We start from the raw sequence: 21395 nt of genomic DNA, 5'->3' as shown, positions 1-21395 counted from the left end.
ACCTATGAAAAAGCCTGCCATCCTTTTGACCTCCCTTGTCACGTCCTTTGCCGCCGCGCTGCCGGCAACGCCTGCGCTTGCCGACGATTTTCCGTCCGCGATTTCGGTGAGCGGCGAAGCCACGATCTCCGCCGCGCCTGATCTCGCGCAGATCGACGCCGGCGTCGCCAACGACGCCAAGTCGGCGAAGGAAGCCTCCGACGCCAACAACGCCGCGATGGGCAAGGTGCTGCTGGCGCTGAAGGGCGCAGGCATTGACGAGAAGGATTACCAGACCTCGCGGCTGTCGCTGCAGCCGCAATACGGCCAGAACAAATCCAGCGGTGCCTCACCCGTGGTCGGCTTCCGCGCCTCAAACCGCGTCACCGTGAAGATCCGCGACGTGACCAAGGTCGCCGCCATCATCGACACGCTGGTCGGCGCCGGCGCCAACGATATCGGCAACATCTCCTTCGAGGTGACGCAGGCCTCGAAACTGCTCGACGATGCCCGCGAGAAGGCGGTCGCAGACGCCCGCCGCAAAGCGGAGATCTACGCCAAGGCCACCGGCGTCACGCTCGGCGCGCCGCTCAGCGTGTCCGAAGGCGGCGCCCCGATGCCGCTGTTCAAGGGACGCATGGCCGCAGCGCCGATGGCCGCACCGCAGGCCGCGGTCGCGCCGGGCGAGGAAACGCTGGCGGTGACGGTGAATGTGAGCTGGGCGATCAAGCAGGGGCCGTAGGCCGTACAAGGCACACTGCCGGCCACATCAACGGTGTCGTCCCGGCGCAGGCCGGGACCCATAACCACAGGGAGTGGTTGTGACGCGACACAGGTAACTCCGAATCTTCGCCAAACTTCTCCCTGTGGCTATGGGTCCCGGATCTGCGCTCCGCTTGTCCGGGACGACAGCGGAGATAAATCGCACGGGCGAATCAGATCTCCACCACCTGCCCCGGCTTCATCGCGACAAACCGCTCCTGCGGAACCTTCGCGGCATCGAGCGCCTCGACCAGCGCCTTCGCCGGCGCATCGATTGCTTCATCGGTCAGCTGAAACGTGCCGTGGTGATGCCCGAGTGCGGCTTGCGCGCCGCAATCCGCGAGCGCCTTCACCGCGTCTTCCGGATTCATGTGCTGGTCGCGCATGAACCAGCGCGGCTCGTAGGCGCCGATCGGGAGGATCGCCAAGCGCAACGGGCCGTGTTTGTCCGCGACGCGGCGGAAATGCCCGCCATCGCCATAGCCGGAATCGCAGACGACGTAGATTTTCCCCGCCGGCGTCTCCAGCACGAAGCTCGCCCACAGCGCCTTGTTGCGATCGAACATGCCGCGCGCCGACCAATGCCGGGTCGGCACCAGCGTCACGGCGATACCGCCGCCGAGCTCGATGCGATCGTGCCAGTCGAACGCTTCCACCTTGATCGTCCCATCGGTGCTGCGCATCGTGACGTCATTGCCGAGCGGGGTCACCACACGCGGGGCAAAATTCTTGGCGAGCCGCGACAGCGTCGCCATGTCGAGATGATCGTAATGGCCGTGCGAGACCAGCACGACATCGATCTTCGGCAGCTTCTCGAACGCAATGCCGGGATCGTTGTGCCGCTTCGGCCCGGCAAAGCTGACGGGCGAGACCCGCGTCGACCAGACGGGATCGACGAGAATATTGAGGCCGCCGGTCTGGATCAGCCAGCTGGCGTGGCCGACGAAAGAGAGCCGCACCTTGTCGCCGTCGACGCGGTCCGGCGGGGTGTCGGCATGGGGGCTCGGCGCCCAATCCGGCCAGCTCGCGCGCTGCCGCTTGCCGCCGAATTGCCAGCGCAGGACCTCACGAAGCGATTTCGGCGGCACGCCGTCCGGATCGAAGAAGTTCAGGCCGTCGAAATGGTCGGAGACCGGGCCGTCATAGGTTTTCATGCGGGACATCCAAAGGGAGGGCACGCCGACCAACGCGCCGGCCCCGGCGAGCAGTCCGAAAAAGCGGCGGCGGGTGATCGGCACGGATCTGGCTTCAGGGATGGTCGGAGCGGTAAGACATCACCGCTATATGGGCGGGGCCGCCGAAAAAGGAACCCAGTGCCGAAAATGTCCTATTTTCAAGACCTTGCCCTGCCAACGGCGTCCCGGCACCCTAACTTTCCTTGACTTTCGGGCGGCAGCGGCGTTTAACCCGGCCACTTTCTCGAAAAGGCTTTCTTTTCGACCCGCCCACTGGCCCCAGAGGCCAGAGGCCCACGCCCGACAGCGCTATGCGCCCTCGGGCGTAAAGGTGTTTGGAAGATCGCTTCGCGAAGGAAGTGGTCATCCCCCGCGAAGGCGGGGGATCCAGTATTCCAGAGGCAGCTCGGCTTGAGCCGACGCGCCGCGGCGTACTGGATGCCCGGTCAAGCCGGGGCATGACGACGGTGAATACGGCAACCCTGCGTAGGCAGGACAAGGGACAACGGCATTGTTCGACAATCTGTCGGAACGGCTTGGCGGCATTCTCGATCGTCTGACGGGGCGCGGTGCGCTGACCGAAAAGGACGTCGACGCCGCCATGCGCGAGGTGCGCCGCGCACTGCTGGAAGCCGACGTCGCGTTAGAGGTGGTGCGCAGCTTCACCGAGCGGGTCCGCGAGCAGGCGATCGGCGCCACCGTCGTCAAGTCGGTGACGCCAGGCCAGATGGTGGTCAAGATCGTCCACGACGAGTTGATCAACACGCTCGGCGCCGAAAGCCAGACCATCGACATCAATTCCGTGCCGCCGGTGCCGATCATGATGGTCGGCCTGCAAGGCTCCGGCAAGACCACCACGACCGCAAAGCTCGCCCGTCGCATGGTCCAGCGCGACAAGCGCAAGGTGCTGATGGCCTCGCTCGACATCTACCGTCCCGCGGCGATGGAGCAGCTGGCCGTCCTGGGCCGCGATCTCGACATTCCGACGCTGCCGATCGTCGCCGGCCAGCAGCCGGCGCAGATCGCGAAGCGCGCGCTCGAGGCCGGCAAGCTCGGCGGCTACGACGTCGTGCTGCTCGACACCGCCGGCCGCACCACGCTCGACGAAGAGATGATGGCGGAAGCGGCAGCCATCAAAGCCGCCGCCAATCCGCATGAAGTGCTGCTGGTGGCGGACAGCCTCACCGGCCAGGACGCCGTCAACCTCGCCCGCGCCTTCGACGAGCGCGTCGGCCTCACCGGCATCGTGCTGACACGAGTCGACGGCGACGGCCGCGGCGGCGCCGCGCTGTCGATGCGCGCGGTCACCGGCAAGCCGATCAAGCTGCTCGGCACCGGTGAAAAGACCGACGCGCTGGAGGATTTCCATCCCGACCGTATCGCCGGCCGCATCCTCGGCATGGGCGACGTGGTGTCGCTGGTCGAACGCGCCGCCGCCAACATCGATGCCGAAAAGGCCGCGCGCACCGCCGAGCGGATGCGCAAGGGTCAGTTCGACCTCAACGACATGCGCGAGCAGCTGTCGCAGATGGCCAATATGGGCGGCATCAGCGGCCTAATGGGCATGATGCCCGGCATCGCCAAGATGAAGAACCAGATCGCGGCCGCCGGCATCGACGACAAGATCTTGAAGCGCCAGGTCGCGGTAATCGATTCCATGACGCGCGACGAGCGCCGTCATCCCGATTTGCTCAAGGCCAGCCGCAAGAAGCGCATCGCGGCGGGTTCCGGCCAGAGCGTCGAGCAGGTCAACAAGTTGCTGAAGATGCACCGGAACATGGCCGACATGATGAAGGCCATGGGCTCCGGCAAGCGCGGTCCGCTCGCCGGCATCGCGCAGGCGATGGGTTTTGGCGGCGGCATGAAGCCGCCTTCGCCGGAAGAGATGAAGGCGCTGCAGGAAAAGATGCAGGGTGGCGGCGGACAAGGTCTGCCCAGCCTGCCGAAGGATTTACCGCCCGGGCTGCGCCAGGGTCTGCCGAACGTTCCGGGCCTGACCGGGCTGAGCGGCAAGCCGATGCTGCCGGGCCTCGGCGGTTTCCCCGGCAAGAAGAAATGAGGAATTCGTCGCGGGAGATCGCAACGGTCTCGCGCAACGCGGAATACCAATCAACCGAACAAAACGTACTTTGAAGGAGAACTTAGATGTCCGTCGTTATCCGTCTCGCCCGCGCCGGCACCAAGAAGCGCCCCGTCTATCACGTCGTCGTCGCCGATTCGCGCTTTCCCCGCGATGGCCGCTTCATCGAGCGTCTCGGCTATTTCAATCCGCTGCTGCCGAAGGACAACGAGACCCGTCTGAAGCTCGACATGGACAAGGTGAAGGCCTGGCTTGCCAAGGGCGCGCAGCCGTCGGACCGCGTGTCGCGCTTCCTCGACGCCGCCGGCGTCAAGAAGCGCGAAGTGCGCAACAATCCGGAGAAGGCCGTGCCGCGCAAGGAGCGCAAGGCGCAGGCCGAAGCCGCCGCGAAGGGTTAAGGCCAGATCATGCCGGCGCTGGTCTGCGTCGCGCGGATCGGCGCCGCGCATGGTGTGCGCGGCGCGGTCAAACTGTGGACCTTCACGGAAGATCCATTTGCCGTGCGGAGCTACGGTCTGCTCTCGTCCAAGGACGGCAAGCGCCAATTCGAGGTTGCAACGGCGCGCCCGGCCAAGGATCATCTGGTTGCGACGTTCAAGGGCGTCACGACCCGCGATGAGGCCGAGCGCCTCAACGGCATCGAGCTCTACGTCGCGCGCGAAAAGCTGCCCGCGACGGACGAGGGCGAATATTACCACACCGATCTGATCGGGCTCGCCGCCGTCACCACGGCCGGCGATGCGCTCGGCCGCGTGCTCGCGATCCACAATTTCGGCGCCGGTGACATCATCGAGATTGCTCCGCCGACAGGCACGACGATGCTGCTGCCGTTTACGGACGCGGTGGTGCCGGAGGTCGATCTCACGGGCGGCCGCGTCGTGATCGCGCTGCCGGAGGAGATCGCGGGCGATGACGGCGATGACACCGAGGAGGATTCCTCCCCGAGTCGTGCCGGCCTAGTGCGCAACTTGCGCACGGGGGGCCGGGACCCATAACAACAGGCCAGAATTTTTGGCTAAGCTGATCGCTCCAGCCGTCGCAAAACGAAGTGCGGTGGTTATGGGTCCCGGATCTGCGCTCCGCTTGTCCGGGACGACAATAATTGAGATCCAATGACCACCTCCTCACCCTGGCGCGCGACGGTGCTGACGCTGTTTCCGGAGATGTTTCCGGGGCCGCTGGGCGTGAGCCTGGCCGGTCGGGCGCTGGCGGGCGGGCTCTGGGAGCTGGAGGCGCGGGACATTCGCGCCTCGGCCACCGACCGCCATCGCAGCGTCGACGACACCCCGGCCGGCGGCGGGCCGGGCATGGTGCTTCGGGCCGATGTTCTGGCGGCCGCGATTGATGCCGCCGGGATCGGACCGGACCGGCCGAAATTGCTGATGAGCCCGAGGGGTCGGCCATTGACCCAGGCCAGGGTCACGGACCTGGCCAAGGGTCCGGGTCCCCTGATCGTCTGCGGGCGGTTCGAGGGGGTGGACCAACGCGTGATCGACGGGCGGGGCCTGGAAGAGGTCTCGATCGGGGATTACGTGCTCTCCGGGGGCGAAATCGCGGCCCTGGCTCTGATCGACGCCTGTGTTCGGCTGCTGCCGGGCGTGATGGGCAAGGAAGCCTCGGGAACGGAGGAAAGCTTTTCGGACGGTCTGCTCGAATACCCCCAATACACCCGGCCGCAGCTGTTCGAGGGAACCCCGATTCCGGAGATCCTGACCTCCGGCGACCATGCCAAAGTCGCCAGCTGGCGGCGGGCGGAATCCGAGGCCCTGACGGCGGCCCGGCGACCGGATTTGTGGGCTCAAATCCCGAGCAAAGCCCCGAATCGGCCCGGACGCCAAAAAACGCCAAAAAACAAGACAGACGGGTGACAAACGCTCCGGCTTGCCTTATAGCAGCGGCCACATCCGCAATGGCTGGATAAACGAATTTCGCGCAGCCCCCGTTTTCCAAGGCTGGGCGCGCCGATGGAGATTTACCCATGAACCTGATCCAACAGCTCGAAAAAGAGCAATTTGACAAGCTCTCCGCCAACAAGGAGATTCCGGAATTCGGCCCCGGCGACACCGTGATCGTCAACGTGAAGGTCGTCGAAGGCGACCGCACCCGCGTGCAGGCCTATGAAGGCGTTTGCATCGGCCGTTCCGGCGGCGGTCTCAACGAGAGCTTCACGGTACGCAAGATTTCGTACGGCGAAGGCGTGGAGCGCGTGTTCCCGGTGATGTCGCCGATGATCGACTCGATCAAGGTGGTGCGTCGCGGCAAGGTGCGTCGCGCCAAGCTCTATTACCTCCGCAACCTTCGCGGCAAGTCGGCCCGCATCGTCGAGAAAAAGCAGGACCGCCCGGCTGCTGCCGTCAACGAGTAAGCTCCGCTTACAGGCGAGTTTTAGAGAGCGCGGGGCCAAACCCCGCGCTTTTTTGTTGCGTCAGCCGTGCGCGTCAAAGCCCTCGCGATTCCGGTTCGGCCTGCTATATATTCTTGGAATGTTTCCAGATTTGACCAGCCTTTCGCCCGTCAAGCGCGTCGTGATCGACGATCGCTCGCGGCTGCCCGGCCGGTTCTTCGGACGCTTCGCGACCTCGGCAACGTCAGAGCTTACGCGCGCAGCCTAAAAGCTGCGCTGACGATTTTGTTGCCCCGCGCGCCAGCCGCGCAACCCGCTCTACACAACATTCCTGGAGCTGACGCTCATGTCCAAGCCGACCACATTGTACGACAAGATCTGGAACGACCATCTGGTGCACGAAGCCGAGGACGGCACCTGCCTGCTCTATATCGATCGCCATCTGGTGCACGAGGTCACTTCACCGCAGGCGTTCGAAGGCCTGCGCGCCACCGGCCGCAAGGTCCACGCGCCGGAGAAGACACTGGCCGTCGTCGATCACAACGTGCCGACCACCGACCGCACCAAGCCGAACCCCGACCCTGAAAGCATCGAGCAGATCAAGGCACTGGCCGACAACGCCAAGGAATTCGGTATCGAATATTACGACGAGTTCGACAAGCGTCAGGGCGTCGTCCACGTCATCGGTCCCGAGCAGGGCTTCACGCTGCCCGGCACCACCATCGTCTGCGGTGACAGCCACACCTCGACGCATGGTGCGTTCGGCGCGCTCGCGCACGGCATCGGCACGTCGGAAGTCGAGCATGTGCTGGCGACGCAGACGCTGATCCAGAAGAAGGCGAAGAACATGCGCGTCACCGTCGACGGCAAATTGCCTGATGGCGTGACGGGCAAGGACATCATCCTCGCGATCATCGGCGAGATCGGCACCGCGGGCGGCACCGGCTACGTGCTCGAATACGCCGGCGACGCGATTCGCGCGCTCAGCATGGAAGGCCGCATGACGGTCTGCAACATGTCGATCGAAGGCGGCGCGCGCGCCGGACTGGTCGCGCCGGACCAGAAGGCGTTCGACTTCCTGCGCGGCCGCCCGAAGGCGCCGAAGGGCGCGGATTGGGACGCCGCGATGCGTTACTGGGAGCGCTTGCGCTCCGACGAGGGTGCGCATTTCGACCACGAGCTGCGGCTCGATGCGGCAAAGCTGCCGCCGATCGTGACCTGGGGCACTTCGCCTGAGGACGTTATCTCGGTCACCGGCAGCGTGCCCGATCCCGACAAGATCGCGGACGAGGCCAAGCGCCTGTCGAAGCACCGCGCGCTGAAATATATGGGCCTGACCGCGGGGACGAAGATCACCGATATCAAGCTCGACCGCATCTTCATTGGCTCCTGCACCAACGGCCGGATCGAGGATTTGCGCGCCGCCGCCAAGATCGCGGAAGGCAAGCAGGTCGCGGGCGGCGTCAACGCCATGGTCGTGCCGGGCTCCGGCCTCGTGAAGGAGCAGGCCGAGGCTGAAGGTCTGGACAAGATCTTCATCAAGGCCGGCTTCGAATGGCGCGAGCCCGGTTGCTCGATGTGCCTTGCGATGAACCCCGACAAGCTGGCTCCGGAAGAGCGCTGCGCCTCGACCTCGAACCGCAATTTCGAGGGCCGCCAGGGTTTTAAGGGCCGCACCCATCTGGTGTCGCCGGCGATGGCCGCAGCCGCGGCGATCGCGGGTCACTTCGTCGACATCAGGGAGTGGCGGTAAGCCGCTCCCCTCAATTTGAGCGATTGCGGCAAACCGCCGTTAATCGGCAGCGCCGACACTGCGTCCTCGCGACATTTCGCGAGGACACGAGCTCATGGCCGGCAAGCCTGAATATGTCGATCTGATCAGCGCGGCGACGCCCCAGCATCGGCGGCGCGCGGCACCGCTGCGCATGATCGCCAAGCCCGAGGTCGAGGAGACCTCGAAGCTCAGCCGCTGGCCGCCGGCGATGTTCAAGCAATGGAAGTTGGAGAACCTCACGCGCTGGACGTCGGCGACGTGGAAACTGAAGGATTGGCTTTAAGCCACCGGATGAACAAAGGGCGCCGTCGAGGCGCCCTTTTCATTTCGATCGTGCTTACCAATAGCGGTACGGATGGTGCCAGCGATGCCAGCGGCAGACGCGGCGCGGGCCGTAATAGGTCCAGATGACCCGGCAGCGGCGCGGATGGTGGTAATAGGGATAGTAGCCGCCGTAATAGCGCCGATGGAAATGGCGATAGCCGTAATGCGGGCGATAGATGCCGTAGCGATGGAATCCGCCTCCGCCATAGTGGCGAATTCCGCCGTAGCGATAGCCACCGCCATGAAAGGCGGGCGCGGCGCGGAAGCCACCCGCGTGGAAGCCACCGCCGCGGAAGCCACCGATATGTCCTCCGCCACCGTGGAAGCCGCCTCCACCGTGGAAGCCGCCGCCGCCATGGAAGCCGCCGCCACCATGCCCACCGCCGCCACCGCCGCCGTGGCGAACCGGGATCACATCGTCACTTGCAGCCTTCGCCGCAGGCAACGCCGTCGGATTGATCGGAGTCATTGCTTCAGCAGGACGCGTGGTTCCGGCCGACAGCATCAGCGTCGCGGCGGCCGCAATCCCGAGCAAGCGCATCGGGCTTGCCCTGAGACCCAATATTCTCAGCATGGACTTCTCCCTGAATCTGGACAGCGGAGTTGCGACGCTCGCTCCCGGCTCGCGTCATCCCTGTTCATTGGCGGTCGCTCCCAAGATTAAATTAGGGACAGCGACGTGAATGCCTCATGAATGAACGACGGGCCCGGCGTCGCGCCGCGACGTCGTCACCACGGCCCGAAGCCGAGCACGAACGGTGCCGGCACGCCGTAGGGATAAGGACGGTAGTAGACCGGCCGCGCGTAGTAATGTGGATCGGGACGCGGGGCGTATCGCACGACGTCGGACCGCACATGTCGGCGCCCGTCGAACACCGCGCGCCCGGCCGACGCATCGGGCAGCTTCGTCACCCTGTGCGCAGCGGACGCGTGAGGCAGGCCTGCGGCAAGCCCGACGGCAACCGCCAATGCGAACCATCTCGTCATGACGACCTCCGCCTCAGGCGCGCGACGGCATCGCGCTCGTATCAGCCCCGGCGCCAGTAGCAGCTCATATGCGGCACGATCACCGTGCCGCTGGGGCGATATTCCTGCACATAGTTAGCGTTGCACTCGCGGACCGCATCGGGACCGGGATTGTAGCGGGGATAGACGCCATCCGGACTGTAATAGGGGGTGACGCGCAGGCGCGCCGGGGCCCGCTTGCGCGGCGGCGGAAGATCGTCTCGCGAGGCCGCCTGGGCCAGCCTGATCCCGGGAGCGGCGGTCTGGGCCTCCGCGCCAACGCAAAACTGCGAAAACAACCCCATGCACAGTAGCGTCAGCGCTGTTTTCGCTCGCATTTTTCCGCCCATTTGAACGTCCATTTCGAGGCCCTACGCTCCCCGTTTTGACGGCGCCCGTCAACCTCGCCGCGCTTATAAAGCCGGATGCATCGCCGCGAAACCCACGCTATGAGAAGCCCATGTGGACGGAATTGAAAGCGCCCTCGCTGGCCGAGATGGAAGCGATGGCGCATGAAGTGTTCGAACGCCTGCCGGCGGAGTTTCGAAGGCTGTGCGAAGGCGTGATCATCCGCGTCGACGACTTCCCCACCGAGGAGGTCCTGGACGAGATGGCATGCGAGAGCGAGTTCGACCTGCTCGGCCTGTTCCAGGGCGTCGGCCTGCCGCAGCAGAGTTTTGGCGACGTGGCGCGGCTCCCCAACATGGTCTGGCTCTACCGCCGGCCGATCTTGGACTATTGGGCCGAGCAAGACGAAAGCCTCGGCCATATCGTCCGCCACGTCCTGATCCACGAGATCGGCCATCATTTCGGCCTGTCGGACGACGATATGGCCGCGATCGAGGCCCAAGAGCCGGGTTGAGCAGAGAGCCCGGTTAGGCAGACGAGATCTGCCGAATTCGGCCTAGGATTTCCGCCCCGATCGCGATAAATACCGGTTCCCTAGACCATCCCGGGAAAGCGCAACCATGGACAAGTTCACCACGCTGGAAGGCGTCGCGGCGCCGCTGAAGATCATCAATGTCGACACCGACATGATCATTCCGAAGCAGTACCTCAAGACCATCAAGCGCACCGGCCTTGGCAAGGGGCTCTTCTCCGAGCAGCGCTACAAAGACGACGGCAGCGAGAATCCGGATTTCGTCCTCAACCAACCCGCCTATCGCAATGCGAAGGTACTGGTCGCCGGCGACAATTTCGGCTGCGGCTCGAGCCGCGAGCATGCGCCCTGGGCGCTGCTCGACTTCGGCATCCGCTGCGTGATCTCGACCTCGTTCGGCGACATCTTCTACAACAACTGCTTCAAGAACGGCATTCTGCCGATCCGCGTGGCCCAGGAAGACCTCGACAAGCTGTTCGACGACGCCGAGCGCGGTGCCAACGCGACGCTGACGATCGACCTGCCGAACCAGGAGATCCGCGGCCCCGACGGCGGCAAGGTCAAGTTCGAGATCGACCCGTTCCGCAAGCACTGCCTGATCAACGGCCTCGACGACATCGGCCTGACGATGGAGAAGAAGGCCTCGATCGACACCTATGAGGAGAAGCTCAAGCGCGAACGCGCCTGGGCCTGATTGCAAGTCTTCGTTCGAGCCCCGGTGCTGACAGCGCCGGGGCTTTTTCTTTGTCAGCGTTGTCCTCTATAGCTTGCGCCCATGCTGCCCGACATCGTCACCTTCTGGCACGGCCCGATGGACGCCCTGCGCCAGACCTGTCTGCGCTCGCAGCTGGCTGCCGGCCACAAGGTCACGGTCTACAGTTTTGACACCATTCCCGGCCTGCCCTCAGGCGTCGGCAATGCGGACGCCGAGGCGATCCTGCCGCATGCGTTCTCCGAACGATTGCGGCCACCGCAGCCGGACGGCAGCTGGCGCGACTGGACCACGCTTCAGTTCAGCGACTTCTTCCGCATGAAGCTGATGGCGAAGGGCCTCGGCCTCTGGCTCGATGCCGACGTGCTGTTGCTCAGGCCGGTCGAGATCGATCCCGCAAAGCCCTACTTCGCGTGGGAGCGGCCGCGCCAGCTCGGCAACTCCGTGATCTACCTTCCGCCCGAACACGGCATCGTTGCCGCCTTCGAAGAGCTGATGGAGCAGGAGGAGCTGACGCCGGACTGGCTGTCGCTGCGCCATCGCGTCACGTTCGCGATGCGCCGCCTGCGCGGCGGCTCGAACCGTCTCTCCGACATTCGCGTCGCGATCTTCGGGCCGGCGGCACTCACCGCGCTCGCGCGCCGCACCGGCGAGCTGCACTGCGCCTTGCCGAAGCAGTCGTTCTACGCCGTGCATGCCGAGCCAAAACTGTTCTTCGATCCCTCGAGCTATCTCGGCCTCGTCACCGACCGCGACATCATCGGCCTGCACATCTCACCCAAGGGCCGCGGCGGCGAAAAACCGATCCCGGGCAGCCTATATGCGTGGGCGGCGGAGCGGTTCGCGTAGCTGCCGCGCAAGAGGTGCGCTCCCTCTCCCGCTTGCGGGAGAGGGTTGGGGAGAGGGTGTCTCCACAACGGGACAATCCCCTAGAGCAGAGAACCCTCACCCGGCGCGCGGGACGATGCTTCGCATCGCCCGGACGCGCCGACCTCTCCCGCAAGCGGGAGAGGTGCACCGGAGGCCGCGGTCCCGTCATCGCTATTTGATCCAGCGCAACGCGCACCTGCACCATTGTGCCTAATCTCGCTCCAATTCCGCCGTTCGAATGGAGCTTCGCATGAGCACCGCAACCAGGCCTTATCCCATTGTCCAGGACCTCATCGAATCCTTTGCAAGCTGGCTGAAGCATCGCCGCGAGCTGAACGAGATCCGGCAGCTCGACCGCTCCGATTTCGATCGGATCGCGCAAGATCTGCGGATCGCGCCTGACGATTTGGAGGAGCTGGTCCGTCACGGCAAGCACTCCGCCGACGAGCTGCCGAAGATGCTGGAGCAGCTCGGCGTCAGCGCCGAAGGGCTCGGTCGCGCGCATCCGCTGCTGCTGCGCGACATGGAGCGGGTGTGCGCACTTTGCAGCCACAAGGGCCAGTGCGATCGCGAGCTGGCCGACGGCACCGCCGCGGAAAACTATCACGGATTCTGCGCCAATGCCTCGACACTGGAGTCGCTCGATCGCGCGGACGTCGCGCCACGGTGACGCGCGCGCTTACACGATCCAGTCTGGCGCGTGAGGCAGCTCGTCGCTCTCAGCCGTGTCGTGATTGATCCAGATTTCGGCATTCTCGGAGCGAAGCAGCTCGACCACTTTGGCCATGGACGCGACCGTTGCCTGCGGATCGGCATTGAAGGACGGCACGCGCATGTGCCGGAGGTTCTCGCGATTGTGCGCGACGTCGCCGCTCAGCAGCACGGCGCCGCGCCGCGGTAGCCTCACCATCAGTGAGCAATGCCCGAGGGTATGGCCCGGCGTGAAGATCATGCGCACCGCGCCGTCGCCAAATATATCGTGGTCACCATCGACGATTTCGTAAGGCCGCTGCTTCAAGGATTTGTAGTGCGGTAGCGAATAGCCGAATTCTTCAGGGTCTGGTCCGAACATGGCCTCGAATTCAGCCCGCTGGGCGATCCATCTTGCATTCTCGAACAGATCGACATTTCCGATGTGATCGAAATGCGCGTGCGAAAGCAGGATCGTGCTGATGTCGCGGGGCCGCACCCCGATTTCGTCCAATTGGTCCGCGATGGGACGACGCACGATGCCGCGTATGCCGTGGGCGATGATGCGTCCCTCCGGATGCTTCGATAGCTCATCCTCGATTCCCGTATCCCAGATCAGCCATTCGCCACGATGACTGACGAGGTAGGCATTGCAGCTCAGCGTCATGGGGACGCCGACATTGATGCCGGGAGAGTAGATCGAGCCGTCCATGACCTCTGCAATGCCGCCGTCGAGGATGTAGAGTCTGTCAACCGTCGCCATTGAGGAACTCATCAAGCCGCCGATTCAATCCGCCGCTTCGCCTCGCGTATGTCGCGCCCAGGCGGCATGCCGAACAGCCGGGAATATTCTCGCGTGAACTGCGTGATGCTTTCGTAGCCGACCTGATGAGCCGCGGTCGCGATCTGCGCACCATCGGCCAGCATCGCGCGGCGGGCTTCGATCAGGCGAAGTTGTTTCTGAAACTGTAGCGGGGTCAGCGAAGTGACGCTCCGGAAGTGCGCGTGAAATGCCGACGGACTCATCGCCGCGGCTTTGGCCAACCGATCGACGCGCAACGGCTTGGCATAGCCGGCACGAATGAGTGCAACCGCGCGGCCGATCCGCTGTGCATGGCTATCGGCAATTCCGAGCGCCCTGATGGCCCCGCCGTGGCGGCCGGCCAGCAGCCAATAATGCAGCTCTCGCATCAGCTGGCCGCGCAAGATCGGCAAGGCTGAGGGGCGGTCGATCAGGCGCAACAGCCGGAGCGCTGCGTCCGCGAGCTCCTGCTCTGTCGGCTCGACCCGTAGCGGGCGGGACGGAATGAACGGGAGCGAACCCATCTCGACCACCAATCCCTCGATGATTGTGGGGTCGAGCTCGACGACGAGCGAAAGATAGGGTGCGGCCACTGTGGCGCGCGTGATCTGGCTGACCGTCGGCACATCGCTCGCAATCAACAAGGAATCGCCTGCACCGAAGTCGAAGGACGTCCGGCCGGTCGCCACACGTTTGGCGCCTTGCAAGACGATTGCGACCAGAGGCCTGGAGATCGCGTACAGGAGCGCACTCGGCGCCGTCTCGCGGATGATCGAGACGCCGGCGAAGGGCGTGGAGGCGATGCCCTTGTCGTCGGCGTGAGCCGCGGAATAACGACTGGCGATCTGGAGCAGCGTTTCGGTCACGCGCCAATTTTAGGCCGAGCCCGGCGCGCAGGCAATCGGCACCGGCCGTTCAGGCAGAAAATCAGGAGTTTTAGGCAAGACCGCCGTCGCCGCATCCCGGAGTGTTGGGCAAGACACTCCGAGGATCCGGCAACACCGGACGACTGGTCGCGAGCAAACGGAGATCACCGCAACGCTTCGAGGAATTTCCGATGCCTACCATTTCTCTCGTCACCGGCGCCAGCCGCGGCCTTGGCCGCAACACCGCCATCGCCATCGCACGTCACGGCGGCGATGTGATCGTGACCTATCGCAGCGGGGCCGCCGGAGCACGAGACGTCGTCGCAGAGATCGAAGCGCTCGGCCGCAAGGCGGTCGCGCTGGAGCTTGACGTCACCGCTGTGTCGAGCTTTCCCGCGTTCGTCGCAAAAGTTCGATCCGCGTTGGCTGAGCATTGGCGCACCGAGAGATTCGATCACCTCGTCAACAATGCCGGTCAGGGCGAGATGGCTGCGATCGCAGAGACGACGGAGCAACAATTCGACGCCCTGTTCGCCACGCACGTCAAAGGACCATTCTTCCTGACGCAGGCCTTGCTACCCTTGCTCGCCGACAAGGGCCGGATCATCAACTTCTCGAGCGGGCTGACGCGCGTGTCCTTCCCCGGCTTCTCGGCCTACGCGGCTGCGAAGGGCGCCATCGAGGTTCTGACCGTCTACATGGCCAAGGAATTTGGTGGACGCGGCATCACGGCCAACGTCGTTGCGCCGGGCGCGATCGAAACCGATTTTCTCGGCGGCGCCGTCAGGGACATGCCGGATTTGAACAACCAATTTGCGCAGATGACCGCACTGGGCCGCGTCGGTCTGCCCGACGATATCGGATCGATGGTCGCGAGCCTGCTCGGTCCCGACAATCGTTGGGTCACGGCGCAGCGGATCGAGGTGTCCGGCGGCCAGACGATCTGAGCGAGGCGCGATTGGGTTACACACCGGCCGCGGCCCTGGCCCGCCCGCCGCGGCCGGCACCATCGCCTTTTGATTCCCGCACGGCTTCTGCGCCAAATCCCGTAACAGACCATCAACGCGGTCCGCGCGAAGATCACGCACTAGCCGCCATCGCGGCAGCTTCTGCTGCGGCGCGCTGCATGCTGGTCGACATCTCGTTGGTCACGGTGCTCTGCTCTTCGATTGCCGCGGCCGTCGACGTCACATACTCGCTGACGTTGTTGATGGCCGTCTTGATCGAAGCCAGGGCGGTGACGACGTCTCCGGAGATGCCGTTGAGGCTGCCGATCTCAGCGCCGATCTTGTCAGTGGCCTGCTTGGCTTGGTTGGCGAGGCTCTTGACCTCCGAAGCCACCACCGCAAAGCCCCGACCGGCTTCGCCGGCGCGGGCGGATTCGATGGTGGCGTTAAGGGCCAGGAGGTTGATCTGCCCGGTGATGTTGTTGATGAGCTCGACGATCCCGCTCATCGCCAGCGCCGCTTCAGTGAGGCGCTGAGCCTGGGCATCAGCGGACGCGACCTGATCGACCGCACTGCTGGCAGTCTGGCGGGACTTGGTCATGGCCTCGGAGATCTCCCGCACCGAGGCATTCAATTCCTCCGATCCGGCGGCGACCGATTCCATCATGCCGCGAACGCGCTCGTTGCCCATGCGGACCAGCACCTGCTTCGTGACGTCGGTCGCATATTTCACGACCTTGAACGGCTTGCCGTTGAGATCCATGATCGGGTTGTAGGAGGCCTGGATATAGACCTCCCTGCCGCCCTTGCCGATGCGCTTGTATTCGGCCGCTTGGTACTGACCGCGGTTGAGCGCCGCCCAGAACTCGCGATAGCCATTGCCATCGCGCTCCGACGGCTCGACGAACATGCTGTGGTGCTTGCCCTTGATCTCCGCCAGCGAATAGCCGAGTGCGCCGAGGAAATTGGAGTTAGCGGTGATGATCGTGCCGTCCATGTTGAACTCGATCACGGCTTGCGCCTTGTCGATCGCCGCGATCTGACCGGCGAGGTCGGCGGTCTTCAGCTTCTCGGCAGTGATGTCGGTGGCGAACTTGGCGACGCCGAACGGTTTGCCGTTCTCGTCGAGCAGTGGGTTGTAGGAGGCGAGAATCCAGACCTCGCGGCCGCCCTTGCCGATCCGCTTGTATTCGCCGGCCTGGTATTCGCCGCGGTTGAGCGCGGCCCAGAACTCACGATAGGCCGCGCCGTCGCGCTCGGACTGAGCCACGAACAGGCTGTGATGCTTGCCCTCGATTTCGGACAACGAATAGCCGAGCGCCTTGCAGAAATTCTCGTTCGCCGTGACGACGGTGCCATCGAGCTTGAACTCGATCACGGCCTGCGCTCGGCTGATGGCGGCGATCTTCGAAGCGTCCGCCATGCTGCGGATTTTCTTCGCGGTGATGTCGGTCGCAATCTTGGCGACCATCACCGCCTTGCCGTTGCCGTCAAGGACCGGATTGTAGGACGCTTCGATCCAGACCTCGCGGTCGCCCTTCGCAATCCGCTTGAACTCGCGCGCCTGATACTCGCCACGGTTCAATGCGGCCCAGAACGCCTTGTACTCGGCGCTGTCGCGCTGTTCGGCCGGCACGAACATGGAATGATGTTTGCCCTGGATTTCGTCGAGCCGATAGCCGAGGGCGTCGAGAAAATTCTTGTTGGCCGTGATGATCGTCCCATCAAGATTGAATTCGATCATGGCCTGCGAGCGGCCGATTGCCTCAATCTGAGCTTGTGCATCGACGCGGGATTTACGACCGAACATTTCATCGCTCCGAAATTGATGCTCCGTCTGCAGCGCATGCGCTTCCAAACGGTTTCAGCATTCATGGCCTTGCTGGGAATTTCGTACCGACCAATCGTTGGTCAGAGACGCGACCCTGCACATGAAGCACAGGTAAACGAATCGAATTATCGGAGTATTTGTCCGATCGAAGACACGGTGGCCGGATCCTGCCAGCTTGACCAGCCGGGCAGAGACCTATCGAGCTTTGCCGACACCTCAGGGGGTCCGTGGCCTTGAACTGCGAACGCCGGCCTAAGATCGTATCGGTATTCGGCAACGGCAGGCATCAATCGCCCTCACCTCGGTCGCGGTGATCCATTGGCGCGGGAAAAACGTTTAGACATTTGCGTCGGGTGTCCAGACAATTTGTCGCAGCGGCTCGAACTTCGGGGGCAGGTTTACGCTCCGGCAAGTGCCAACCACGTCCGCGGGTGATGCCATGCAATTTCCAATTGGTAGCGCCCAAACGGCGAAGCAGTAGTTTGAGCCTTAGGGGATTTTGATTTGGGCGGCGTCTCTTATCTCGACCGGTACCCTTTGCTTCAGTCGCGCGATAGCGAGTTCGCGCGTGACCGCCTGTTCGCCGAATATGGCGCCGACCGCTTCGACAAGCACGGCCGCGAGTTTGGTATCCAGGCCAATTTCGCGCGCCTGCAATCGATTGGCCTCGCCTTCTGCGGCTACGAAGGTGCGGCGTCGCTCTCCTTTCCCGAATCGCAAGTTCTCCGCCAGTTCTTCTCCATCCAGGGGGCTGCGAGCTTCAGGACCAATGGGAGCAGCGAGCCAATTGAGGCCTTTAGTCCGATCATCTCCGGAGACGCCAGGCTGGATCTCGAATTTGCGCCGGGCTATCGCCAATTGGTGCTGAGGATCGATGCCGGCGCACTCGAGCGGTTGCTGAAGACAATCCTGGGCGATGACAGCGACACGAAGCTGCGTTTTGTACCGGGCGAATCCGACCCGGCGGTGATGACGCATGTCCGTCAGGACGTCTTCAGATTTGCGGAGGAGTTGGACAGGTTCGGACAGAGCTACTCACCAATAGTCATCGCCGAACTGGAGCGGGCGCTGATGGTGCGAATCCTTCTGGCGAACCGGCATAATTTCACCGATCGGCTTCAGCGCCCGGCGCCGAGCGCCAACCGGTCCGTCGTCGACATCGTGGAATCCTACATCGCAGCTCATTGGGATCAACCACTCGACATGGAGAAGATTGCCGAGATTGCCAACGTAAGCGTGCGGACGATTTTCCGGGAATTCTCCGACGCCGGACGCGGATCACCCGGTCAGTGGGCGCGGCGCTTCCGGCTACAGCGGGCGACGGAGCTCTTGCGACATCCCGATGAGCAGACCAGCGTCGTTGCCGTCGCGTTCAAATGTGGCTTTCAAAATCTCGGCCGCTTTGCATCGGAATATCGGCGAGCGGTCGGTGAGCTGCCATCCGAAACCTTGAAGAACGCGAGACGAAGGCAGTGACGCATCGACGCAGTTTCTGAATTCGCAGCAAAGCGCTGTCGAAAGCGGTGAGCCCTCAACTCTTCCCCATCGCCGCAATCGCATCCGCGATCTCGATCGTGCGCCGGGCCATGTCGGCATGCAGCCGCTCCACCATCGCGCCGTCGAGACGGATCGCGCCGCGCGAGACGTTCTCCGGCAATTCGAACGCGGCGATAATCTTTCGCGCGCGCGCGACGTCCTCTTCGGGCGGGGTGAAGATCGCGTTGCAGGCTTCGATCTGCGAGGGGTGAATCAGCGTCTTGCCGTCAAAACCGAGATCGCGGCCTTGCGCGCATTCGGTGGCGAAACCGTCGGAATTGGCGATGTCGCTGTAGGGACCGTCGAGGATTTCGAGGCCATGGGCGCGCGTCGCCAGGATGCAATGGGTGATCATCGGGATCATCGCGGCGCGGCCCGGCAGCATCTTGATGCGCGTCTCGCGCGAGATGTCGTTCGGGCCGAACACGAAGCCTGACAGGCGCCGCGCTGGATCGCGCCCTGCGGCAGCCAGTTCCTCCGCATGCAGCACCGCGCGCGCCGTCTCGATCATGGCCCAGACCTTTACGGTCGGCGCCGCGCCGAGCTCGGCGAGACGGCGGCCGATCGCGTCGAGGTCCTCGACACTTGAAACCTTTGGAACCAGGATGCCGTCGGGCGAGGCCTTCGCCGCCATAGCGACATCGTCGGCCCACCAGGGCGTGTCGAGGCCGTTGGTCCGGATCAGGATCTCGCGCTTGCCGAAGCCTTTGGCTGCGATCGCGTCCGCGATGCCGTCGCGCGCCACCGCCTTGGCATCGGGCGCGACGGAGTCTTCCAGATCGAGGATCAGGCCGTCGGCGGCGAGATTACGCGCCTTTTCCAGCGCGCGGGGGTTAGAGCCGGGCATGAACAGATGGCTGCGGCGCGGGCGGGTCATGCAAGCGTTCCTTCCGGTTTCCTCGTCTCACTTTCGACCGAAGCCGATAGCATCTGGCCTGCCTATTCGAAAGGCTTGTTCGTCCCAGCGGTATATGATTAGGCATAGGCCATGACCACATTCCCAGAGCATTTGCTGGAAGGCTACAAGGCCTTCGCCACCCAGCGGCTGCCAACCGAGCAGACCCGCTACCGCGAGCTATCGGTGAAGGGGCAGTTCCCCGAAGTAATGGTGATCGGCTGCTGCGATAGCCGCGTTTCGCCGGAAGTGATCTTCGACGTCGGGCCGGGCGAACTCTTCGTCGTCCGCAACATCGCCAATCTGGTGCCGGTGTATCAGCCCGACGGCAACGCGCATGGCGTCTCGGCGGCGCTGGAATATGCCGTGACGGTGCTGAAGGTGAAGCACATCGTGGTGCTCGGGCACGCCCAGTGCGGCGGCATCCGCGCCTTCGTCGACAAGATCGAGCCGCTCACGCCCGGCGACTTCATCGGCAAATGGATGCAGATGTTCATCAAGCCTGGCGAGGTGGTGGAGCAGCGCGACCACGAGACCATGGCGCAATTCGTCGAGCGCATCGAGAAGGCCGCGGTGTTCCGCAGCCTGGAAAACCTGATGACCTTCCCGTTCGTGCAGAAGGCGGTCGAGAGCGGCCAGATGCAGACCCACGGCGCCTATTTCGGCGTCGCGGAAGGGTCGCTGTTCGTGCTGGACAAGGCGGCGAAGGAATTCAGGAACGCGCGCGAGGTGGCGTAGATCCGTGGTTCGTAGGGTGGGTTAGCGAAGCGTGCCCACCACTTCTATGCCAGTGGAGAGATGGTGGGCATGGCGCTTCGCGCCTTTGCCCACCCTACGGCAGCACGGCCTACGCTGCCTTCTTCTTCGCGCTGATCAGCTTGCGGTTGATCAGGACTTCCGCGATCTGGATGGCATTGAGCGCGGCGCCCTTGCGTAGATTGTCCGAGACGCACCACAGCACGAGACCATTCTCCACCGTCGCGTCCTCGCGGATGCGGCTGATGTAAGTCGCGTCCTCGCCGGCGGCTTCATACGGCGTGGCGTAGCCGCCGGGCTCATGCTTGTCGATGACGAGACAGCCCGGCGCCTTGCGCAGGATGTCGCGCGCTTCGTCCGCGCTGATCGGGTTCTCGAACTCGATGTTGACGGCCTCGGAATGGCCGACGAAGACAGGCACGCGCACGCAGGTCGCGGAGAGCTTGATCTTGGGATCAAGAATCTTCTTGGTCTCCGCCATCATCTTCCACTCTTCCTTGGTGTAGCCGTCCTCCATGAAGACGTCGATCTGGGGGATGACGTTGAAGGCGATGCGCGCGGGAAACTTGTTATTGACCAGCTCCTGGTTGGTGTAGACGGCCTTGGTCTGCGAGAACAATTCGTCCATCGCATCCTTGCCGGCGCCCGACACCGATTGATAGGTCGAGACCACGACGCGCTTGATCGTCGCCTTGTCGTGCAAGGGCTTGAGCGCGACCACGAGCTGCGCGGTCGAGCAGTTCGGGTTGGCGATGATGTTCTTCTTCTTGAAGCCGGCGGTCGCGTCCGCATTCACTTCCGGCACGATCAACGGCACGTCCGGGTCCATCCGCCAAGCCGAGGAATTGTCGATCACGACCGTGCCGGCGGCGCCGATCTTCGGCGACCATTCCTTCGACACCTCGCCGCCGGCCGACATCAGGCAGATGTCGACGTCGGAGAAGTCGTAATGCTCGAGCGCTTTGACCTTCAGCGTGCGGTCGCCGTAGGAGACCTCGACGCCCATGCTGCGGCGTGACGCCAGGGCCACCACCTCGTCCGCGGGGAATTTGCGCTCATCGAGGATGTTGAGCATTTCCCGTCCGACATTGCCGGTCGCGCCGACGACTGCGACTTTGTAACCCATCGTTCACTCTCCGACGAAAAAGCTCTTTCCTGAAGCTCAGG

At 63.9% G+C, this 21395-nt stretch carries 24 protein-coding genes; 15 read left to right on the top strand and 9 right to left on the bottom strand.

Going from position 1 to position 21395, the window contains the following annotated elements; all coding sequences use genetic code 11:
* Window positions 1–4: 4 nt before the first annotated feature.
* Window positions 5–721, top strand: a complete 717-nt coding sequence (locus tag BRA1417_RS0105615; RefSeq protein ID WP_027514980.1) for an SIMPL domain-containing protein — start codon at window positions 5–7, stop codon at window positions 719–721.
* A 193-nt stretch (window positions 722–914) separates the two neighbouring features.
* Here BRA1417_RS0105615 and BRA1417_RS0105610 read toward each other — a convergent pair whose 3' ends face one another.
* On the bottom strand, window positions 915–1979 hold the full coding sequence (locus BRA1417_RS0105610) for an MBL fold metallo-hydrolase (protein WP_027514979.1): 1065 nt from the start codon (window positions 1977–1979) through the stop codon (window positions 915–917).
* Between the two features lie 448 nt (window positions 1980–2427).
* Between BRA1417_RS0105610 and ffh the strand changes: the two genes are divergently transcribed.
* The 7 genes from ffh to BRA1417_RS0105570 all read left to right on the top strand — a co-directional run bounded on the left by ffh (window position 2428) and on the right by BRA1417_RS0105570 (window position 8397).
* Entirely contained in the window at window positions 2428–3975 is a 1548-nt protein-coding gene (ffh, locus tag BRA1417_RS0105605) for a signal recognition particle protein (RefSeq protein ID WP_027514978.1), read from the top strand.
* 86 nt (window positions 3976–4061) lie between these two features.
* The gene (rpsP, locus tag BRA1417_RS0105600; RefSeq protein ID WP_007598827.1) at window positions 4062–4394 is read left to right on the top strand and encodes a 30S ribosomal protein S16; all 333 of its coding nucleotides are present in this window, start codon (window positions 4062–4064) and stop codon (window positions 4392–4394) included.
* Between the two features lie 9 nt (window positions 4395–4403).
* Window positions 4404–4991 carry a ribosome maturation factor RimM gene (rimM, locus tag BRA1417_RS0105595; RefSeq protein ID WP_027514977.1) on the top strand — a complete coding sequence of 196 codons (588 nt, stop codon included), beginning with the start codon at window positions 4404–4406 and terminating at the stop codon, window positions 4989–4991.
* A gap of 117 nt (window positions 4992–5108) precedes the next feature.
* Window positions 5109–5864 (top strand): tRNA (guanosine(37)-N1)-methyltransferase TrmD, encoded by a 756-nt coding sequence (gene trmD, locus BRA1417_RS0105590; RefSeq protein ID WP_027514976.1) that lies wholly within the window; start codon window positions 5109–5111, stop codon window positions 5862–5864.
* A 110-nt stretch (window positions 5865–5974) separates the two neighbouring features.
* Window positions 5975–6361 carry a 50S ribosomal protein L19 gene (gene rplS / locus BRA1417_RS0105585; protein ID WP_007598824.1) on the top strand — a complete coding sequence of 129 codons (387 nt, stop codon included), beginning with the start codon at window positions 5975–5977 and terminating at the stop codon, window positions 6359–6361.
* Window positions 6362–6686: 325 nt separating this feature from the next.
* Window positions 6687–8093, top strand: coding sequence for a 3-isopropylmalate dehydratase large subunit (gene leuC, locus BRA1417_RS0105575; RefSeq protein WP_027514975.1), 1407 nt, complete (start codon window positions 6687–6689; stop codon window positions 8091–8093).
* A gap of 94 nt (window positions 8094–8187) precedes the next feature.
* Window positions 8188–8397, top strand: a complete 210-nt coding sequence (locus BRA1417_RS0105570) for a hypothetical protein (protein WP_027514974.1) — start codon at window positions 8188–8190, stop codon at window positions 8395–8397.
* Between the two features lie 54 nt (window positions 8398–8451).
* Here BRA1417_RS0105570 and BRA1417_RS0105565 read toward each other — a convergent pair whose 3' ends face one another.
* The 3 genes from BRA1417_RS0105565 to BRA1417_RS0105555 all read right to left on the bottom strand — a co-directional run bounded on the left by BRA1417_RS0105565 (window position 8452) and on the right by BRA1417_RS0105555 (window position 9748).
* Window positions 8452–9012 carry a hypothetical protein gene (locus tag BRA1417_RS0105565; RefSeq protein ID WP_027514973.1) on the bottom strand — a complete coding sequence of 187 codons (561 nt, stop codon included), beginning with the start codon at window positions 9010–9012 and terminating at the stop codon, window positions 8452–8454.
* Between the two features lie 155 nt (window positions 9013–9167).
* Window positions 9168–9425: a hypothetical protein gene (locus BRA1417_RS0105560; RefSeq protein ID WP_027514972.1), complete on the bottom strand. Its 258-nt coding sequence runs from the start codon at window positions 9423–9425 to the stop codon at window positions 9168–9170.
* 41 nt (window positions 9426–9466) lie between these two features.
* Window positions 9467–9748, bottom strand: a complete 282-nt coding sequence (locus BRA1417_RS0105555; protein ID WP_027514971.1) for a hypothetical protein — start codon at window positions 9746–9748, stop codon at window positions 9467–9469.
* Between the two features lie 155 nt (window positions 9749–9903).
* Between BRA1417_RS0105555 and BRA1417_RS0105550 the strand changes: the two genes are divergently transcribed.
* From BRA1417_RS0105550 to BRA1417_RS0105535, 4 genes are all read left to right on the top strand, one after another.
* Complete coding sequence (locus BRA1417_RS0105550) at window positions 9904–10305, top strand: metallopeptidase family protein (RefSeq protein ID WP_027514970.1); 402 nt, start codon at window positions 9904–9906, stop codon at window positions 10303–10305.
* A 106-nt stretch (window positions 10306–10411) separates the two neighbouring features.
* Complete coding sequence (gene leuD, locus BRA1417_RS0105545; protein WP_007604257.1) at window positions 10412–11017, top strand: 3-isopropylmalate dehydratase small subunit; 606 nt, start codon at window positions 10412–10414, stop codon at window positions 11015–11017.
* Between the two features lie 81 nt (window positions 11018–11098).
* Entirely contained in the window at window positions 11099–11884 is a 786-nt protein-coding gene (locus BRA1417_RS0105540; RefSeq protein WP_027514969.1) for a hypothetical protein, read from the top strand.
* Window positions 11885–12155: 271 nt separating this feature from the next.
* Window positions 12156–12575, top strand: a complete 420-nt coding sequence (locus BRA1417_RS0105535) for a hypothetical protein (protein WP_027514968.1) — start codon at window positions 12156–12158, stop codon at window positions 12573–12575.
* Window positions 12576–12584: 9 nt separating this feature from the next.
* Here the strand turns inward: BRA1417_RS0105535 and BRA1417_RS0105530 are convergent, their stop codons facing one another.
* The gene (locus tag BRA1417_RS0105530; protein ID WP_027514967.1) at window positions 12585–13358 is read right to left on the bottom strand and encodes an N-acyl homoserine lactonase family protein; all 774 of its coding nucleotides are present in this window, start codon (window positions 13356–13358) and stop codon (window positions 12585–12587) included.
* Window positions 13359–13369: 11 nt separating this feature from the next.
* The gene (locus BRA1417_RS0105525) at window positions 13370–14263 is read right to left on the bottom strand and encodes an AraC family transcriptional regulator (RefSeq protein ID WP_027514966.1); all 894 of its coding nucleotides are present in this window, start codon (window positions 14261–14263) and stop codon (window positions 13370–13372) included.
* 191 nt (window positions 14264–14454) lie between these two features.
* Between BRA1417_RS0105525 and BRA1417_RS0105520 the strand changes: the two genes are divergently transcribed.
* Window positions 14455–15210, top strand: coding sequence for an SDR family NAD(P)-dependent oxidoreductase (locus BRA1417_RS0105520; protein WP_027514965.1), 756 nt, complete (start codon window positions 14455–14457; stop codon window positions 15208–15210).
* A gap of 133 nt (window positions 15211–15343) precedes the next feature.
* Here BRA1417_RS0105520 and BRA1417_RS0105515 read toward each other — a convergent pair whose 3' ends face one another.
* Entirely contained in the window at window positions 15344–17020 is a 1677-nt protein-coding gene (locus tag BRA1417_RS0105515) for a PAS domain-containing methyl-accepting chemotaxis protein (RefSeq protein WP_027514964.1), read from the bottom strand.
* 525 nt (window positions 17021–17545) lie between these two features.
* Between BRA1417_RS0105515 and BRA1417_RS0105510 the strand changes: the two genes are divergently transcribed.
* A complete protein-coding gene (locus tag BRA1417_RS0105510; RefSeq protein ID WP_027514963.1) occupies window positions 17546–18517 on the top strand; it encodes an AraC family transcriptional regulator in 972 nt (323 codons plus the stop codon).
* Between the two features lie 55 nt (window positions 18518–18572).
* Here BRA1417_RS0105510 and BRA1417_RS0105505 read toward each other — a convergent pair whose 3' ends face one another.
* Window positions 18573–19454, bottom strand: a complete 882-nt coding sequence (locus BRA1417_RS0105505; RefSeq protein WP_027514962.1) for a CoA ester lyase — start codon at window positions 19452–19454, stop codon at window positions 18573–18575.
* 111 nt (window positions 19455–19565) lie between these two features.
* Between BRA1417_RS0105505 and BRA1417_RS0105500 the strand changes: the two genes are divergently transcribed.
* Window positions 19566–20210 carry a carbonic anhydrase gene (locus BRA1417_RS0105500; RefSeq protein WP_007598798.1) on the top strand — a complete coding sequence of 215 codons (645 nt, stop codon included), beginning with the start codon at window positions 19566–19568 and terminating at the stop codon, window positions 20208–20210.
* A 109-nt stretch (window positions 20211–20319) separates the two neighbouring features.
* Here the strand turns inward: BRA1417_RS0105500 and BRA1417_RS0105495 are convergent, their stop codons facing one another.
* Window positions 20320–21354: an aspartate-semialdehyde dehydrogenase gene (locus BRA1417_RS0105495; RefSeq protein ID WP_007598796.1), complete on the bottom strand. Its 1035-nt coding sequence runs from the start codon at window positions 21352–21354 to the stop codon at window positions 20320–20322.
* Window positions 21355–21395 lie beyond the last annotated feature (41 nt).

Origin of the sequence: Bradyrhizobium sp. WSM1417 (assembly GCF_000515415.1) — a bacterium.
Lineage (GTDB): Bacteria > Pseudomonadota > Alphaproteobacteria > Rhizobiales > Xanthobacteraceae > Bradyrhizobium.
The sequence above is the reverse complement of the archived record's forward strand: the minus strand, read 5'-3'. Positions and strand labels throughout refer to the sequence as shown.